The organism is Limnobacter sp. SAORIC-580, from assembly GCF_013004065.1.
GTDB classification, from domain to species: Bacteria; Pseudomonadota; Gammaproteobacteria; order Burkholderiales; family Burkholderiaceae_B; genus Limnobacter; species Limnobacter profundi.
In genome coordinates this window covers 252,043-269,093 of record NZ_CP053084.1, presented here as the reverse complement: position 1 = coordinate 269,093, position 17,051 = coordinate 252,043, and the positions used below count along the sequence as shown (strand labels likewise).

Below are 17,051 nucleotides of genomic sequence, written 5' to 3'. Positions count from 1 at the left end.
CCTTAACGCAATACAAAAACTTCACCACCCAACACACCCACATGCATGGGCAGTTGAAGGGTGGCTCCGCTCAGCTTGCATTTCCATTGCAGCAGCGGCGCGTGATTGATATCCAGCAATGCGTGAACTGGAGATTGGCGAACGCATTGAAACTGCCAGCATTGGGGATCCAGCGCGGATTCAAGCAACTCGGATTGTGTGCAAAGATGTGCCAGATGTGCTGCGAAATCGCTAACTACATTTTGTGGGTCGAGGCCATAAGCTGCAGCCAATTCGCGATTGCGAACGGTAAAAAACGGCAGCAAGGCAGATGCCTTGCCTGACTTGAATTGGGCAAACATATTCAGCAGAAAATCTTCAATCAGTGCCGAATCATTTGCACCGTGTGTGGAAGGCAATACATCGAGATAGCGCCAACGGGGAAAGGAAACCGGCAAGTCAACTGTCGAATCCAGCAAACGGTTTTTTCTCAAACGCTGCCCACGTTGAAAAGCAGTTTTCAATTCAAATAACACCCGTGGCTGCACCAGCACATCAGGCCCACGGTCTTTTTGAAGTTCAACCCACACAGTTGTGCTGCAGTTTTGCGTGAGCAGGGCATGATCAGGATTCAATGATGCGCCTCGCATTGAAGCACCTGGCAACAGAATCACCTGAATTCTGTTTTCGCCCGACTGAACATACTCATGGATGGGCAACACCAGTTCTCGCCCATTTTGTAACTTGCCAAGCACCATGCCGTTCAGAGTCAGCAAAGCATTCTGACCCTGTACACTGGCGCGCAACAACAGGGTTTTATCCATGCTGAAGGCCCCGTTGCATGATTCGTGCAGGCGCTGCCAAGTGCCAGCAGCCCAAGGCCCAGCCCTTGACTGGATCGACACTTTGCCAGTCGCAGATCAATTCGGAATGATCAACAGTCAGCACCACCTCCAGTGCCCTATCTTCAGGATTAACCACCGCTGACACACTGAAAACAAGTTCACCCGCCAAAGGGCTGGCAGCGCGAATGAGCGGTTTACCCACACCAACAACGCTGCACACCTGAACATGCAAAGGCACCCTGTATTGCGCCAGCCACAATGGCTCGCCCAGCGGCAACAATCCTGGCAATTGTTTCTCGCTGTGTTGCCAGTGAACGTGGATATCGCGTTCGGTTTGTATGCTCAAATTCACCGGCACATGGTTGTGAATCAGTTGGGCCTGCCATTTGAAATCATCTGCGGCTGCACGAAGCTGCATGTCCGCTGTGGTAACAAATTCAATCAAGCCTTCACGAATCGTCCATTGGGCACGAAAGTTCAAATCCGTGCTGAGCCAGGAATTGGACTGTTGCACCACCGGCTCAATCAGTACGCCTGAATCAGACCATCTTGATTGCAAGCCCTGTTTTTCTTCGGGTGAGCAGGACCAACTGAGCTGTTTAAAATCCAGCTGTGTAAGCCGCGTGTCAATCAGCTCCATACGCTGAAGTGAAAAGAATCCAGACGTGTTTTGCCGACCAATTTCACAACGCTCAAATACGGGGTCTACATGAATGACCAAATCATTTGCTGGCAATGAATTTTTACAGACCTGTGCAATCAGATAATCGGGAGTGAATTGTCCGAAGACCTGATGTACAAAACCAGAGTCTGTTCTGAACCAATTCACCAGCTCACCAGCAATGGTGCTCACGCCAATAGCCAAAGAACCTGTTTGATTGCACGGAATTTTTGTTGGCTGACTGCCCATTTGAACGGCGGCCAGCAGGTCGATCAAATTGATCTGCAATTGCCCGCTTGGCCACGGCTGATCAAATCGCCCAAGACCGGCCAATGATTCATACAGACAATGAAAGGCGCTTGGGGACACTCCGGCGCTCAAAGCCTGTTGCATGCTACGCAAAACATTGGTTTGAGGGTCGGCTTCACTCGATATACCCTGAATGCTCACTTGACCTGCAAACAAGCTGAGCAAGACACAGGCTTGCGAATACGCCTGGGTTACATCATGAGCTTCCAGCAAATCAATTGCGGCTGAGATTGACTCGGTGAAATCTGGTTTTAAGCTGTAGCTTTGATCCAGATCGAGCGAGCTCAACAGCACATGCATGCGCCGCAAGTGATCAGCGCGTGCCTGCACATTGAAACGGGCTTGAAGATCAATCGTGATCAACGGCGCACCTGTGTAACATGAACCAGGCCAGACCTCAGTTGAAACACCTCCACACCGGATTCATCGGCAAAACCAAACGACTCCACTGGACCAAACAGTTTGACCAACTCTTGTCCTGCCAGGGTGTTCAAGGCAAGCTTCAGGTAACGCGGATCAAACCAGGGCCAAATTCGATTACAGCCTGAGGAATCTTGAAGATGACGAACCTGTCGCAGGTGATTCTTAAGCAAACTGGACTGCACATTTCTGCTGGAAATTACGTAGCCTCGATCCACGGGCTTCCAGGGCCAGGACGCAGTAGAGCCCAAGGCAGAGTCTGCAAGTTTCAGCACACTGACTTGGCAATCCACTGGAATAACTCCGCCCACAGCCCGCCCCGACAAGGGAGGAAACTGCACTAGCGTCGATCCGCCAGACACAATTTCAGAAGGGGCCACACCGTAAACGGTCAACATCTGGGCAAAATTCCTCAGGGAATTGGATCGATGGGTGGCTCTACCAAATCGGGCGCCAGTGCGGCTTCGGGCGGACTTGGGGAAGCTGCAGAGGCGTCACCACCCATGGCACTTCCGTTGACTGAAACTGCTGGGCCACTGAATTTGATGCCTGATGCGGAAATAACAATCGAAGAGCCACCCACGTTCAGCGACAAGCTAGAGCCCGCGGTCAGCTTCAGGCTTGAGCCCGCTTTCAAGTTGCCTTGGGCCGAGGTACTCAGGTTCAAATTGCCTGCTGCATCCAGGTCAGTGCTGCCCTGGGATTTCAATGAGCACTGGCCAGTGGTACTAATTGCAATTTGCCCGTTGTTGGTCAAACCGAGTAAACCTTGAACTTTGGCCAACACATCATCGTTCACCGTCAAATGCAAGGCTTTGTCGATCTGCTGACTGAGTTGACCAAGCACTGTGCGCGACACATCGGCCTTGATTTCTTCAATCAGGTTGCCGTGAATCAAGCTGTGGGAATGCCCGCGAATTTCTGTATTGCTGTTGTTCTTGATCAGGCTTAAATAATCTTTCTCGGCCTGAAACCACACATACTCGCTGCCAATTTTGTCTTCGAAACGAAGTTCGTTGAAATTGGAGGGTGAGCCTTTTTCGCTGGATTGAGAACGCCAGCCAGACACTGTTTTGTGTTCAGGCAATGGATAGGGAACTGTTTGCTCAGCATTGTAGGCAACCCCGGTAACCAAGGGCCGGTCGGGATCGCCATCTTCGAATGACACCACCACTTCCTGGCCAATACGCGGAATGGCCACAAAACCCCAGCCCTTGCCAGCAACAGGAGAAGCTACACGCACCCAGCAAGAACTGTCCTGATTGTGTTTGCCGTAGCGATCCCAGTAAAACTGAATCTTGATTCGACCAAATTCATCGGTGTGTATTTCTCGCCCCTCCGGGCCAACAACCAAGGCGGGCAAGGGTCCTTTGACCTGGGGTTTTCTGGATTTCCGTTCGGGTCTGAAAGGCTGGCTGGACTCAATGGCTTCAAACTGACAATCAAAATCAGATTGCGCACCGCCACTGGCTTCTGGCTCTGACTCGTGAACGGTGATCAGGGTACCAATCACGAGCAAAGTTTTGGACAACGCGGGGTTGTCCTTGCAAACCGTTTTCAACAAATGGCCTGTTGCAACTCCCCTTGCCGAAGTGCTTGCATTGAACGTTTGCTGGCGCGCCTGAGACTCTTCGTGACGCAGCTTGCTGTAGTGAGTACCCTCACCTTCATTTTCAAACTCACCAGGATACTCGAACACCTCGTAGGCCGAGTTGTAACTTTCTGCCTTGCCCTGAGAGTTCACCAGCAAGGAGTTCGATGGTGTTTTGAAGTTGTAATCCGTGTGTGCATGCCTTGGCGGTTCAATGGACTTCTTCAATGACATGCTGGTGATCGTTTCTTCCGGTGTCAGCCTGCCACTCTGCGAAGCTGGATCGTAGGCCAGATTGGCATAACCGGGAAAAACTTGATGTGTACTGCTGGAGTCTACGAGTACCAGCGTATGCTGGCCCTCACCATGTTCAAAGTAAAAATAAACGCCTTCCTGTTCAAGTATACGGCGAATAAAATTCAGGTCACTTTCACCGTACTGAACCACATATTCCCAAACACGCTTGGCGCCCATTGTGCGATCAGAAAACCGCACTGAGGAATGTCCGTGGCGACCAATTACTTCGGAAACAATGCCCGGTACGGTCTTGTTCTGGTAAACGCGAAACTCCTGGTTCTTGCCCAGCAACCACGTCCATGATTTCAATTCCAGGCGATAGGCGCAGCGCCCTGCGCTGGACATGGAAACCTGCTCCATTTCCACAATTACACCGTCAAAATAACGCTTGGTTTTCTCACGGGTTTCATAGGCCAGACAACAATTCTTTCCCAGAAAATCGTCTGCATTCAACAGCGCAGAATCGGATTCCAGAAACACAGAACCTGTACTGTTCTCGGAAAGTGATTCCTGCAAGCGCGCAGATCTGAAATGAACTTCGTCCAGAGGAGCTGAACCGCTCAGGCTGATCAATCTGTTCATTGGCGGCTGATTTCAACTCGGCGATTGGCGGGAGCAAAAGGATTATTCACGTCAGCCAGCTTGTCAGCACCCTTGCCCTCCACACGCAACAAGCTTGGCGATACACCCTTCTGAGTCAGGTAAGTTTTAACAGCTTTGGCGCGCTCTGAAGAAAGCACCTGGTTCAAGGAAGCGTCACCGCTGGCATCGGCATGCCCCGTAACCACAATTGGCGGGGAATCGGATGGACGATTACTCAGCACCTGTGCGAAAACATCCAACTGCTTTTTCAGTTCAGCGGGAAGCTCGGCAGATCCCAACTGGAAATGCGCATTCGGAATTGAAAAACGCACTGCGGGCTTGAACCCCATGCATTTGAAACCGTTTTTACGAAGCTCTTCACATGCCTCTTCGGGGAACAGACCCTCTTTAACCTGCTCGACAGCTGGAACTGTGTCGGCCAAATCAACCACCAACGATTCTGCATGGGACGGTGCGTGCAAGCCGATGAGCACGGGCGCCAACAAAGCGAACTTCAGAATATGTTTTTCAAACATAGCTACTCCGGAATAGGTAGGGCATCGGTAAAAAAATCACCTTAAAAAATCTCGTGATAGGATTTTTCGCGACTTGGGCCACGAGTCTATTCCTTTTGAAAAAATTCGCCCAACGAGTGATACATCACAGCCAACAGAGAGTGAAACTCATCCCCCTAAATGACTAAAAATAGCCGTGTAATCTGGAGTGAAGGTCTCTTTCTCCAACCCCAACATTTTCAGCAGCAAGAACGCTATTTCGACCATGAAATTCATATTCGAACAGCGCACTTTCATGGGCATTGCCACGGCTTTCATCAGCTACAGCTGGACCCTGATCTGTTGCTGGCCGGCAAGGTGGGTATTCTCAAGGCATCAGGGTATTTTCCGGACGGAACACACTTCTCGATTCCTGACAAGGACCCGGCACCTCCCTGTCTTGATTTCGCTAATGCTGTGAAAAGCGGAAAGGTCTACCTTTCGCTGGCCAAACCCCACTGGGCGGGGAGGCATTTGGACTGGACACCGGAAGAGACACCAACAAACAACCGTTCGCCGCTAAAGTACCTGGCCGAAACCACTGAAATTTCCAGTGTTTACGACCCTGAGCTTGAACCCTCTGCGGTTGACCTGGCGCGCTTGAATCTTTTTTTAAGTGCAGAACACCTTCATCAGGAAGGGCATGTTCAACTGGCGATCTGTGAATTTCGTGAATCAAGAAATTCAGAAATCCAGCTTGTTGATGCTTTCATTGAACCTTGCTTGTGCAGCCTTCAAAACGCCAACATTCGCCGAATACTGGAAGCTGTACTGGCGTTACTGGAAAGTAAAATCAACCAGCTTCGGCAACGACGTGTGCGCAAGGGAAGCCACAACAGTTCGGAAATAGGGGACTTCTTGTTATTGCAAGCTTGCGTACAACACCGATTGATTGTTGCACACCTGCTTCGCAGCAAACAGGTACATCCTGAGGCTGCCTACCTGCGACTTCTGGCTTGTTTGGGTGCTGTCACATTGTATGGTGACGACACCGCAGCCGACTTCTTGCCCAACTACGACCATGACAATTTGCGTTTGGCTTTTGACGCAGTTTTTACAGCCCTTCGCAATGCACTTGCAGGCCTTCACGACCAGCACGCCGTACAAATTCCTTTGATACAAAAGCAGGCGGGTGTTCATCTGGGTCAAATTACCGACAGAACCCTGCTGGTCAACGCTCACTTTTACCTGACTGTGCATGCTGCGGCACCCGAGGAGTTGGTACAAAGACAATTTCCAAGCACTGTCAAAATTGGTCCGGTTGAGAAATTGCGCGACCTCGTCAATCTGAACCTTCCGGGTGTTCGACTAAAGCATGTTCAGCAGGCGCACGCCGCTTTGCCCTATTACGCAGACCATTTGTATTTTCAGCTGGAAACGCGCACAGATCCTTTGTGGAAAATGCTGGATCAAACAGGGCACATTGCGATTCATTACGCCGGCGACTTGCCTGAACTACGCCTGGAGTTGTGGGCTGTTCGCCGTGAACAGGAGCGTTTGCTATGAATCCCAATGATCCGTTTTTCGCACTGGGTGGTGAACGCACCATCATCAAGCCGCGCTTGGGTAAACCTGCATCGCCAGCCATTCAGTCACTCGACAATATTTTGGGGCCATCGACCACCTCAGGTTCCGGCATGGGGATGCCCGACACGCAAGCGCAAACCAGTTTTGATCAAATGCTGCATCAACTTCAGGCAAACCCGACAGCAAGCCAGAACAAACTGCTGGCCCATGCCAGCCCGTTGCTGCGCTTGATCTGTACCATGGGAGCGCTCAGCGATATTCCATCGCACAAGGCTTTGTCGGCCACCCTGTCAAAAGGATTGACTGAACTTGATCAGAAACTGGAACAAATTGGGCGTGTACAGGCTGAGCGTTTGTCCATTCGTTATGCGCTGTGTACCTTCATGGATGAACGTGCCGCCAGTACCCCATGGGGTGGCTCGGGCCAATGGGCCAATCACAGTTTGCTGTTGCAGTTTTTCAGTGAAACCTGGGGCGGGGAAAAGATTTTCGCGCTGATTCAGAAGTTGATGCAAAACCCTTCCGACAATCGGGATTTGCTGGAAGTGATGGCTGTGATTCTCAGCTTTGGATTCAAAGGCAAATACAAGGTTGAACAGGGTGGCGACCTTGCTTTAAGTCAATTGAAAACCCGTCTGTTTCAATTGGTTCAACCCAATTCAACCGACACGCCAACCAGTCTTCACCCCGACTTCTGGCAATCGAAGGCACCCGGCAACAACAGGCGAATGCGCCAAATTCCCTTGTGGTTACCAATCAGCGCCCTGAGTACTTTGGGCGCCTTGTTTTTCCTCGGATTGTATTTCAACTTGAATACCCAATCGGATCATGCGTTTGCAGAAATTGTATCCATTCAATTTCCATCACCCCAATTCGCGCAGACTCAGAGTGAGCCCGTTCCAGTAACTCAGGGGCTTGAATTGCCCATTCAACTTCGGGAAGAAATTGTTGCAGGATTGCTCACCCTGAAACAAATCGGCAATAAATCAACTGTGATTCTGACTGGCGACGGTTTGTTCAATTCCGGCAGTGCTGAATTGAATGACAGTGCAATACCGCTGGTGGAGAAAGTGGCCAGGGAACTTGCGCTACACCCGGGGCAGATCACGGTGACAGGCTACACCGACAACCAACCTATTCGATCCATTCGCTTTCCATCGAACTGGCAGCTGTCCGCGGAACGCGCGGAACATGTGGGCCAACGCATCGCCACATTTCTTCCGAACACTGCAATTGCCACTGAAGGCGCGGGGGCTGCCAACCCGATCGCACCCAATGACAGCGCGCAAGGCCGGGCAAGAAATCGTCGTGTCGAGATCATGCTGATTCACAACCAATGAAGGCTGAGCTGAATCTCGAACTCCACATCACCAGGTATTCAACATGCTTTTGAAATTTGTACTCAGCCTATTGGCATTCATTGGTTTTCTGGCCTTGATTTGGCTTGTGGGTCCAATTGTTTCTATTGGCGATTCGCAGCCTTTTGCCGGCATCTGGATTCGAAGCACACTAAGCGTGCTGATTTTCGCACTGGTATTTGGCCCCCTGGCCTGGCGATGGTGGAAAGTTCACAAAGCTGAACATGCATTGAAAGCAGGGCTGACTCGTCAGGATGAGCAATCTCAGATGCAAGCCGCCAAGCTGCATGACATATTCAAGCGGGCCGTGGAAACGCTGAGGCAGCATCAATCCCGCAAGGCTTGGTACCTTAGCAAACCCGGCTTGTACGAGTTGCCATGGTATGTGATTGTGGGCCCACCCGGCAGTGGAAAAACCACGGCACTGAAAAACGCCGGGCTTCGTTTTCCATTGCAAGACCCCTTGGGCAAGGAATCCGTCAAGGGTGTGGGCGGCACGCGAAACTGCGACTGGTGGTTTACAGACAAAGCGGTGTTGATAGACACAGCAGGCCGTTTCACCACGCAAGATTCCGATCAGAACACCGATGCTGCGGGCTGGAATTCTTTTTTGGGTCTGCTGAAAAAACACAGACCGAAGCAGCCAGTCAATGGTGTGCTTCTGACCTTGAGTATTCAAGAGTTACTGGACGTTGAAGCAAAGCGAAAGGAAACCGCTGCAAAAATTGCCTTGCGTTTGCAGGAGATGATTCGCACCCTGGGCATGTGCCCGCCGGTTTACGTGCTGGTAACCAAGCTGGATTTGCTCTGTGGTTTCAAGGAAACCTTTGGCCGCCTGAGTGAAACGGAACGCGCAAAGGCATGGGGCGTGAACTTCGAGCATCCCAACACACTGAGCACCACGCTAAGCGCGGATTTGCCACGGGCTCTGGGCCAGATGGTGGAGAAACTGAGCGCTCAGTTAAACGCTCGACTGGAACGGGAAGAACAAGCCTACAAATGTACAAAGCTGTTTGAGTTTCCCTTGGCTGTGGCCCAATTGAAGCCCGCCATCGAAGGCCTGCTGAGCATGGCCTTTTCGTCGGACAGTCCTTTTGAAAAACAGGTGACACTGCGCGGTGTTTATTTAACCAGCGGCACACAAGACGGCAATGTGTTCGATCGAATTGCATCAGCGATGGCCAACAATCCAGCTGAAGGCACAACGGCCAAAGGTCCCGGCAAAAGTTTTTTCATTCGTGATGTGTTGTCGCAAGTGGTGTTTGCAGAACAGCACCTGGCTGCCTATGTGAAAAAGAAAGCCCTTCTCGAGCAGTTGGTTTATTTCAGTACGATCGCAGTGGCAGTGATTGGGTTTTCATTGTTGTCTTTGGGGTGGTGGATTAGCTACGGCAACAACAGTGAAGCCATAGCACAGACACTAGAACGGAGCACTGCACTGGCTGCGCAAACCGCCAACTTGCCAACAGAAGCACAGGCACCGCTGCAGGAATTGTTCAAGGCGCTGAATGATTTGCGCGCGGTAGCCCAGGCCAACCCCGACGCAGTGAACCACACCTTGGGCCTGAATCAGGATGAAAAGCTTCAACAGGCCGAACAAATTGCCTATCGGAATTCCCTGGCGAATGCGCTAATACCCCGGGTGGCCAAGCGCCTTGAAGACCGGTTGCGGAATGCCTTGAATCAGGACATGGAACTGGCATATGAATCTCTGAAAGCCTATGTGATGATTCACACACCCAAGCACTATGATGCAGAAGCCTTGTCGACTTGGGTGGTGTATGACTGGCAGCAAAATGTTTTTGTGGCTTATGAGCCCGAACTGCGGGATTCGGCTGGTTTACACCTGGAGGCAGCAATTCACCTGGGAGCACCCAATCGCCTTCCACCCAAAGATCAAGAGCTGATCGATACCGCTCGCCAAATCATCGGTACCCAGGCGCTGGATGAACGCTTGTACAAACGCATGCAGCGGTTCTTCACGCCGCAACCGGGTGCAGATTTCAATTTGATCAAAACTGTTGGTATCAGTGCCGCTGGAATTTTCAATCGACCCAGTGGGCAATCACTGAACCAGGGGGTGGACGCCCTGTATACGCGCCAAGGCTATGTCAGCTATTTTCTGGCGAAATTGCCCGTTGAAGCGGACCGCCTGCGTCAGGAATCAAGCTGGGTGATGGGGGACACTTCCACAGGCAACCGGGCCAGTGAGCTGAATTCCACAGCTTTGCTCCAACAGGCCCGTCAGCTTTATGTTCGGGACTATATTCGCACCTGGGACACCTACCTGAAAGATGTACAAATTCTAAAACCTGCACAATTTGACCAGGCCGTCGATTTGGCCCGCGTACTGGCCTCGCCGCAATCACCCCTGAAAAAGTTTCTCGAGGGAGTTTCAACACATACTCGACTGGCTTCTGCCATGAGCAAGGCTGGCGAAAAAACCGAAGCACTTGCCAACCAAAAAGCCAATCAGGCGCTGTCACCCAATGTGGCCCTACTGGCTGGGTCAGACTTCAAACCTGTCGACTTCGAGGTTCCGCTCGAACAGCAAGTGGACGACCACTTCAGCGACATCAACAATCTGTTTGAGGGCAACCCGCCTGCCTACGCCCAGGTGGCAACCTTGTTGAACGATTTGTATGCACAATTGGCAGCTGTTTCCAGCGCAAAGAAAAGCAAGGTTCCACCCCCACCTGCTTCTGCGATGGACTCGCTGCTGGTGGGTGCTGGCGTGCTGCCTGAGCCCGTGCGTGCGATTGTTGGTCAATTGGCGGGGCAAGGCAGCGCTCAAGGGCGTGCCGCAGAACGGGCGAATTTGACAGCAGACCTGCGCCCACTGCAAGAGGTATGCAGACGGACCGTGACAAACCGTTATCCAATTCACCCCGGCTCAGGTCTGGATGTGTTGACAGACGACTTCGCCCGGTTCTTTGGGCCCGGTGGCCTGATGGATCAGTTCTTTTCAAGCCGCTTGGCGAGCGTGGTCGACACAGGTGGCGCGAACTGGACGCTGAAACCCTTGAGTGACGGTTCTGCACCACAGGCCAATCCTTCTCTGGTGCAGTTTCAGCGCGCAGCGCGTATTCGCGACGTATTTTTTCAAGGCAGCAAACCGACTGCAAGCTTCGATGTAGAAATGCGTTTGATCAACGCCAGCAACCCCGGTGATGTGTTTTACCTTGAAACAAATGGCGACTTGAAAATGTTCTCGAAACAGTTTCAGCCCACGCACCGAATTCAATGGGGCGGGCAATCGCCTTCAACCACATTGCGTGTTCGGGCCTCAGAGGGAAACTACAAAACATACAACGGACCTTGGGCGCTGTTCCGTCTTTTCGATGCAGCTCAAATTCAGAACACAGAACGACCAGAGAAATTCAGGGCGACTTTCAATCTGGATGGAAAACAATTTGAGTTTGAAGTACTGGCCAATTCTGCCTTCAACCCGCTGCGGCTCACCGAGCTAAAACAATTCCGCTGCCCAGGCAATTTATGAACACCCATGCTGAAAAACTTTGCTGGTTTGGCAAACTGCCCTGTGTGGGCGATTTTTGCAGCCACAACATGCCTGCCGGGCTACTTGAAACACTTGACCTTTGGCTGAGCAGCACCATGCAAGAAGGCCAGGCGGTACACGGAAGCGCGTGGACAAACGCGTATTTCCAAATGCCTGTACACGGATTTGTGTGGGGCTCACGAGTGACACCCGAGTTTCACAACAATGCGGCGATCGGCGTCTTGATGCCCTCGGTCGACAAAGCCGGGCGGGCATTTCCATTTGTTTTGCTTCAAGAACTGCCTTCATGCAGCCTGGATAAACTTGCTTTTGAATCACTCGCACTGTGGTTTCAACAAGCCCACACTTTGTGCGCGGATGCCTTGAACGAGGACTGGTGCCTGAACAAGTTTGAATTGAAGTCAGAATCTCTTGCGCTATGTATGGATGAGTCGGCAAGCAAAGATTCCATTCAGGTCGGAGACGCACAAAGCCATTGGTTCGAAATTGACTACGGCGGTGCAATCAAGGCAGTACTTCAATGCGACGGCTTGCTTGCAAGCCACGATTTCAATACCTTGCTTGGACTTGGCACCGCACCATGATGAACGAGAACACCGTTATTCAGGCTGCGCCTGTGATACCCAATGATTCAGGCCAGCAACCGCTGCCTGTTGGCACACGGATTGAAGGATTTGAGATTCAGGATGTGATTGGCGTGGGTGGATTCGGGATTGTGTACAAAGCACTTGATCCAATGCTTGAACGACAAGTGGCCTTGAAAGAGTATTTGCCGGCTTCATTGGCCCAACGCATTCCGGGTGGCGCTGTGAAAGTGCGTGAGGCACGCCATAAAAGCACCTTTGATGCTGGCATGCGAAGTTTTATCAATGAAGCTCGCCTGCTGGCACAATTTGACCATGCTGCGCTGGTGAAGGTGTACCGGTTTTGGGAAATGGCCGGAACGGCTTACATGGTGATGCCACTGTACCAAGGCATGAACCTGAAACAGTATGCCGAAAACCACGCTGCCCCGCTGGCGCAGGAACAACTGGTGAATTGGCTGCTTGTATTGACCGAGGCACTGGAGGTAATGCATTCGCAGCAGTGCTATCACCGGGATATTTCGCCAGAGAACATTATTATTCAAGACAACACTGACCTGCCCATCTTGCTGGACTTTGGTGCAGCGCGCCGAGCCATTGGCAGCGTGTCGCAACCATTCACCGTGATTCTCAAAGCGAGTTACGCACCGATTGAGCAGTATGCCGAAGTGCCTTCCATGACCCAAGGTGCCTGGACAGATGTGTACGCACTGGCAGCGGTTGCTCACTTCTTGATGACCGGAAAAACACCGCCTTCTTCAGTCGGGCGACTGGTGAATGACAGCTACCTGCCCTTGCATGAACGACCGGAATTGCCCTACAGCCCGCATGTAAAAAAGGCCATTGACGATGCACTGGCAGTGCAGCCACAAGACCGCACCGCCAGCATGTCGCTGTTTCGGCAGGCTTTGCAAACCGAAACACAAGACATTCTGAGCCTGTATGATCAGGCAGCCCACCCCCAACCGGAAGCACCACCCAAACGACTTCATTCAACGAAGTCGATGAAGCGTGGAGGCAGCGTGATTGCAGCTGCGATTGCCTTTACCGCGCTGCTTGCAGTATTCATTTTTGATCTAAATGCTCCGCCCTTGGAGGAAAACGCTGACACCACAAAGACTGCTGTTGTTCAAGCAACGGTACCTTCATCAGACACCATACAAATCGGCCCGGCGCTGACCAACAATTTGGACCCATCATTTCAAGCCGTGATTGACAAAGCTGACAGTGCGCTCACTATTCAAATGGAGCAAACAACACTGAAAATTGGTAAAGATCTGTTGCGCTTTCAGCTTGAGTCCCCTGTTTCGGGTTTTGTGGCGGTGTATGTTCGTGCCAGTGACAACTCTCTGATTCAGTTGTTGCCAAATGTTCGCGTACCAGCCTTGGCCATTGAAGCCAACAAGCCTATGCCGTTGCCTCCAGCCAATGAACCCATTCAAGCCGCAGGCCCTGCCGGAGAAAACCAGTTCCTGGTGGTGGTGACAGAACAGCCAAGAGACTACGGGCACCTGAACTTTCAGGACCACTACGGATTCGGCTTGATTCCTGCGGACCCGCCGCACAGCGGCCCACTGGTTCAAGCGCTAGAGGGAATCAGCCCCTGCGCCAACACCAGTTGCACTGACAGACTGGCAGCAGCCTGGTTCTCAGTGCATGAAGTGGATTAATTCTTCTGTAGAATGAAATTTCCTCAAGGGCTGAAACATTACAAAAAAAGCCCAAAATTACCGGAGACGACATGAACACCACCAAAGCTGCAGCACTCGTATTGCTGGGCGCCAGCCTCGCTTTCCCAGCACAAGCCCAAGCCTCCACCATCAAAATGTGTATTTTCGACATTGCAGGGCGCAGTGGGCCCGCTTTTGCGCAAGCGCGCGATTATGCAGTGGCAGCCAAGGGCTGGGGTGCCAATATTGAACTGGAAGCGTATGTCGACGAACGCCTTGCCGCCGAAGATTTCAAAACCGGCAAATGCGATGCGGCAGCCATTTCTACTTTGCGTGGCAGGCAGTTCAACAAGTTTGTGGGCAGCATCGACTCCATTGGCGCTGTGCCCACCTACAAGCACCTGCGCACGGTAATTGACCTGATGAGCAGCCCAAAGCTGAATGACAAAATGACCTCGGGCCTGTTTGAAGTGGCGGGTATTTTGCCCATTGGTGCCGCCTATGTGATGGTGAACGACAGGGCCATTAATTCAGTTGAAAAAGCGGCGGGCAAAAAAATTGCGGTGCTGGACTACGACAAATCGCAAGCCAAAATGGTGCAACAGTTGGGCGCGCAACCCGTGGCCAGCGAGGTGATCAACTTTGGCACAAAATTCAACAACGGGCAGGTGGACATTATTGCTGCACCGGCCATTGCTTACCAGCCGCTTGAATTGTACAAAGGCATTGGCAGCAAGGGTGGTATTTACCGCTTTCCCTTGGTGCAGCTAACCGCGAATATTTTGATCCGCAAAGACAAATTTCCCGAGGGCTTTGGGCAAAAGTCGCGGGTTTGGATTCAGCAACAATTTGAACGCGCCATTGCTTTGGTCGATACGTCTGAGAAAGCCGTGCCCGCTGCTGCATGGCTGGATATTCCTGCCGGTGATCGCGAAAAGTACGATGTGCTGATGCGTGAATCCCGAATTCAAATGACCGCAGACGGCTTCTACGATCCCGAGATGATGAAAATTTTGAAGCGTATTCGTTGCCGGCTAGACGCAAGCTTGGGCGAGTGCGCCGACAAGCGTGAACTGTAAATTATTCATCTGCATGTGAAACGTTTTGAGCCCAGGGAGCGAATTGACAAGTTCACTCCCTGAGGGCTTGAAGCACCATGAAAAAAATTCTCCTGTTGATTACCCATGCCGGCGCGCTGATTGTTGGTGTTGCCTTGGGCATTTATTTGCTGCCCATTCTTGTAGAACCTGAAAGCCCGGGCGCCGAGGCCATTACCGCATCGCAAAGCGGAGCGCTGTTCTCGACAGAATTCAAACGCGACTTGAAAGGCAGCGACTTTTTGCATTGGGGAGAAGGCCGTTTGACCTTGTCGGCCAGCCAGGCTGTGTTCGAGGGCGAGCTTTCACCTGGGCCCGATTATTACTTGTACCTGGTGCCAAAATTTGTGGAAGACGAGGCGGGCTTTTTGGAGATCAAAAGCCAGTCCCTGCAAGTGGGGTCGGTAAAAACCTTTGGCGGATTCATTCTCGACCTTCCGCCCAACACCGACTTGCAACAATACAGCGCGGCTGTTGTGTGGTGTGAACGCTTCGGAGAATTTATCAGTGCCGGGCAGTTTCGCAATTAACTGAACAAAAAGCAGCTGAATGGGTACACCGTTTACGTGACAAATATGCTCAGATAGTCACGTTCTTGGTGCTTTTACTGATGCATCGCAGCAAACCCTCTATGGACTGAAATTGAAGCGCGCCGGACAATGCGTGTCCGCGCAACGAGGCACGGGAATTGGCAAGATTCAATGTGGTGGGGTGTACGGTGAGTGAGGTCGAAATTGACAAGCTGGAAGCCCTGTTACTGGCCAAGCGACAAGCCAAACAAATCAGTGTGTCGATTACTTTGGGTTTGATGACTATAGTTTTTCTGGACTCAATTTACATTTTGAGTACTGTACTGCACGCCATAGAAGGCACAGAAATTTTTCTGTACCTTTTGATATTCACTATGTATGCCGTGGGTGGTGCCTTTGCCCTGGGCACGCTGGCCCGCTATGCATTTATTCGGCACCTGAAACGGGTGCAAGCCGATATTCACCGAATTGAATTGAAGCGAATTCTAAAACGCAGGCACGGTGAGCGTTTTGTTACACCAAACCGTGCGCCTGTTCATCCGCATGGTATGAACTGCGAACCATTGCCCCAACGGCTGCGTGCGTGAAGCCCATTTCGTAGGCTTTCTCTTCAAACATTTTGAATACATCGGGGTGCACATAGCGGCGCACGGGCAAGTGGTGGCCTGAGGGTGCCAGGTATTGGCCAATCGTGATCATGTCCACCTGGTGCTCGCGCATGTCGCGCATCACTTGCAAAATTTCTTCATCGGTTTCGCCCAAGCCCACCATGATGCCGCTTTTGGTGGGCGTGTCGGGGTGCGCTTTTTTGAATTCTTGCAGCAGCTTCAGCGAGTGTTTGTAATCTGAACCAGGGCGGGCTTCTTTGTACAGGCGCTCGGTGGTTTCCAGGTTGTGGTTCATTACATCGGGCGGGGCGGCATTCAAAATTCCCAGCGCACGGTCCAGGCGACCCCGGAAGTCGGGCACCAGAATTTCGATTTTGGTGTTGGGCGACAATTCACGGGTTTTTTCAATACAGGCCACAAAATGGCCGGCGCCACCATCACGCAGATCATCGCGGTCTACGCTGGTAATGACCACGTAGTTCAAACGCAAGGCGGCAATGGTTTTTGCCAAATTCAGGGGTTCGTTTTCATCGAGCGGATCGGGGCGGCCATGGCCCACATCGCAGAAGGGGCAACGGCGGGTGCACTTGTCGCCCATGATCATGAAGGTGGCGGTGCCTTTGCCAAAGCACTCACCAATGTTGGGGCAAGAAGCCTCTTCGCACACGGTGTGCAGTTTGTGCTCGCGCAGAATTTCCTTGATTTCATAGAAACGGGTCGACGGCGAGCCAGCCTTCACGCGGATCCAGCTGGGTTTTTTCAACTGCTCGAAGGGCACAATCTTGATGGGAATTCGAGCGGTTTTCGCGGCTGCTTTTTGCTTGACGGTCGGATCGCTGACTGCGCTCAGTTCTTTGGCCACAGCGGACTTTTCATTGATCTCGGACACGTTTTTTGCTCCCTGGCCTTTGGGTGATTG

Annotated in this window: 14 protein-coding genes; 8 read left to right on the top strand and 6 right to left on the bottom strand. The window is 51.9% G+C overall.

Features of this window, described 5'->3' with window-relative positions; all coding sequences use genetic code 11:
* Positions 1–2: 2 nt before the first annotated feature.
* The 5 genes from HKT17_RS01220 to HKT17_RS01200 are packed head-to-tail and all read right to left on the bottom strand — an operon-like array spanning position 3 to position 5,220.
* A complete protein-coding gene (locus tag HKT17_RS01220) occupies positions 3–803 on the bottom strand; it encodes a hypothetical protein (RefSeq protein WP_171097250.1) in 801 nt (266 codons plus the stop codon).
* Positions 796–2,157 (bottom strand): hypothetical protein, encoded by a 1,362-nt coding sequence (locus HKT17_RS01215; protein WP_171097248.1) that lies wholly within the window; start codon positions 2,155–2,157, stop codon positions 796–798. Before HKT17_RS01215 ends, HKT17_RS01220 begins: the two co-directional genes overlap by 8 nt.
* A complete protein-coding gene (locus HKT17_RS01210) occupies positions 2,154–2,612 on the bottom strand; it encodes a hypothetical protein (protein ID WP_171097245.1) in 459 nt (152 codons plus the stop codon). Before HKT17_RS01210 ends, HKT17_RS01215 begins: the two co-directional genes overlap by 4 nt.
* A 14-nt stretch (positions 2,613–2,626) precedes the next feature.
* Positions 2,627–4,684, bottom strand: a complete 2,058-nt coding sequence (locus tag HKT17_RS01205; protein WP_171097243.1) for a type VI secretion system Vgr family protein — start codon at positions 4,682–4,684, stop codon at positions 2,627–2,629.
* Complete coding sequence (locus HKT17_RS01200) at positions 4,681–5,220, bottom strand: OmpA family protein (RefSeq protein WP_171097241.1); 540 nt, start codon at positions 5,218–5,220, stop codon at positions 4,681–4,683. The genes HKT17_RS01205 and HKT17_RS01200 overlap by 4 nt, the downstream gene beginning before the upstream one ends.
* A 159-nt stretch (positions 5,221–5,379) precedes the next feature.
* Here HKT17_RS01200 and tssK point away from each other — a divergent pair, with 159 nt between their 5' ends.
* The 8 genes from tssK (at position 5,380) to HKT17_RS01160 (ending at position 16,111) form a co-directional block, all read left to right on the top strand.
* Positions 5,380–6,744 carry a type VI secretion system baseplate subunit TssK gene (tssK, locus tag HKT17_RS01195; protein ID WP_171097239.1) on the top strand — a complete coding sequence of 455 codons (1,365 nt, stop codon included), beginning with the start codon at positions 5,380–5,382 and terminating at the stop codon, positions 6,742–6,744.
* A complete protein-coding gene (gene tssL, locus HKT17_RS01190; protein ID WP_105027967.1) occupies positions 6,741–8,105 on the top strand; it encodes a type VI secretion system protein TssL, long form in 1,365 nt (454 codons plus the stop codon). Before tssK ends, tssL begins: the two co-directional genes overlap by 4 nt.
* Positions 8,106–8,148: 43 nt before the next feature.
* Positions 8,149–11,622 (top strand): type VI secretion system membrane subunit TssM, encoded by a 3,474-nt coding sequence (gene tssM / locus HKT17_RS01185; RefSeq protein WP_171097237.1) that lies wholly within the window; start codon positions 8,149–8,151, stop codon positions 11,620–11,622.
* Positions 11,619–12,227, top strand: a complete 609-nt coding sequence (tagF, locus tag HKT17_RS01180) for a type VI secretion system-associated protein TagF (RefSeq protein WP_171097235.1) — start codon at positions 11,619–11,621, stop codon at positions 12,225–12,227. The genes tssM and tagF overlap by 4 nt, the downstream gene beginning before the upstream one ends.
* Positions 12,224–13,897, top strand: coding sequence for a serine/threonine protein kinase (locus tag HKT17_RS01175; protein WP_171097233.1), 1,674 nt, complete (start codon positions 12,224–12,226; stop codon positions 13,895–13,897). The genes tagF and HKT17_RS01175 overlap by 4 nt, the downstream gene beginning before the upstream one ends.
* 71 nt (positions 13,898–13,968) lie before the next feature.
* Entirely contained in the window at positions 13,969–14,976 is a 1,008-nt protein-coding gene (locus tag HKT17_RS01170; RefSeq protein ID WP_171097231.1) for a putative solute-binding protein, read from the top strand.
* 77 nt (positions 14,977–15,053) lie between these two features.
* The gene (locus HKT17_RS01165) at positions 15,054–15,524 is read left to right on the top strand and encodes a DM13 domain-containing protein (protein WP_171097229.1); all 471 of its coding nucleotides are present in this window, start codon (positions 15,054–15,056) and stop codon (positions 15,522–15,524) included.
* Between the two features lie 188 nt (positions 15,525–15,712).
* Positions 15,713–16,111, top strand: a complete 399-nt coding sequence (locus tag HKT17_RS01160) for a hypothetical protein (RefSeq protein WP_171097227.1) — start codon at positions 15,713–15,715, stop codon at positions 16,109–16,111.
* Here HKT17_RS01160 and lipA read toward each other — a convergent pair.
* Complete coding sequence (gene lipA / locus HKT17_RS01155) at positions 16,038–17,021, bottom strand: lipoyl synthase (RefSeq protein ID WP_171097225.1); 984 nt, start codon at positions 17,019–17,021, stop codon at positions 16,038–16,040. The genes HKT17_RS01160 and lipA overlap by 74 nt on opposite strands.
* Between the last annotated feature and the right edge of the window lie 30 nt (positions 17,022–17,051).

Coding starts and splice junctions, on each gene's coding strand:
- HKT17_RS01220 (WP_171097250.1), bottom strand. CDS start 803: ATGGATAAAACCCTGTTGTTGCGCGCCAGTGTACAGGGTCAGAATGCT.
- HKT17_RS01210 (WP_171097245.1), bottom strand. CDS start 2,612: ATGTTGACCGTTTACGGTGTGGCCCCTTCTGAAATTGTGTCTGGCGGA.
- HKT17_RS01205 (WP_171097243.1), bottom strand. CDS start 4,684: ATGAACAGATTGATCAGCCTGAGCGGTTCAGCTCCTCTGGACGAAGTT.
- HKT17_RS01200 (WP_171097241.1), bottom strand. CDS start 5,220: ATGTTTGAAAAACATATTCTGAAGTTCGCTTTGTTGGCGCCCGTGCTC.
- tssK (WP_171097239.1), top strand. CDS start 5,380: ATGACTAAAAATAGCCGTGTAATCTGGAGTGAAGGTCTCTTTCTCCAA.
- tssL (WP_105027967.1), top strand. CDS start 6,741: ATGAATCCCAATGATCCGTTTTTCGCACTGGGTGGTGAACGCACCATC.
- tssM (WP_171097237.1), top strand. CDS start 8,149: ATGCTTTTGAAATTTGTACTCAGCCTATTGGCATTCATTGGTTTTCTG.
- tagF (WP_171097235.1), top strand. CDS start 11,619: ATGAACACCCATGCTGAAAAACTTTGCTGGTTTGGCAAACTGCCCTGT.
- HKT17_RS01175 (WP_171097233.1), top strand. CDS start 12,224: ATGATGAACGAGAACACCGTTATTCAGGCTGCGCCTGTGATACCCAAT.
- HKT17_RS01170 (WP_171097231.1), top strand. CDS start 13,969: ATGAACACCACCAAAGCTGCAGCACTCGTATTGCTGGGCGCCAGCCTC.
- HKT17_RS01165 (WP_171097229.1), top strand. CDS start 15,054: ATGAAAAAAATTCTCCTGTTGATTACCCATGCCGGCGCGCTGATTGTT.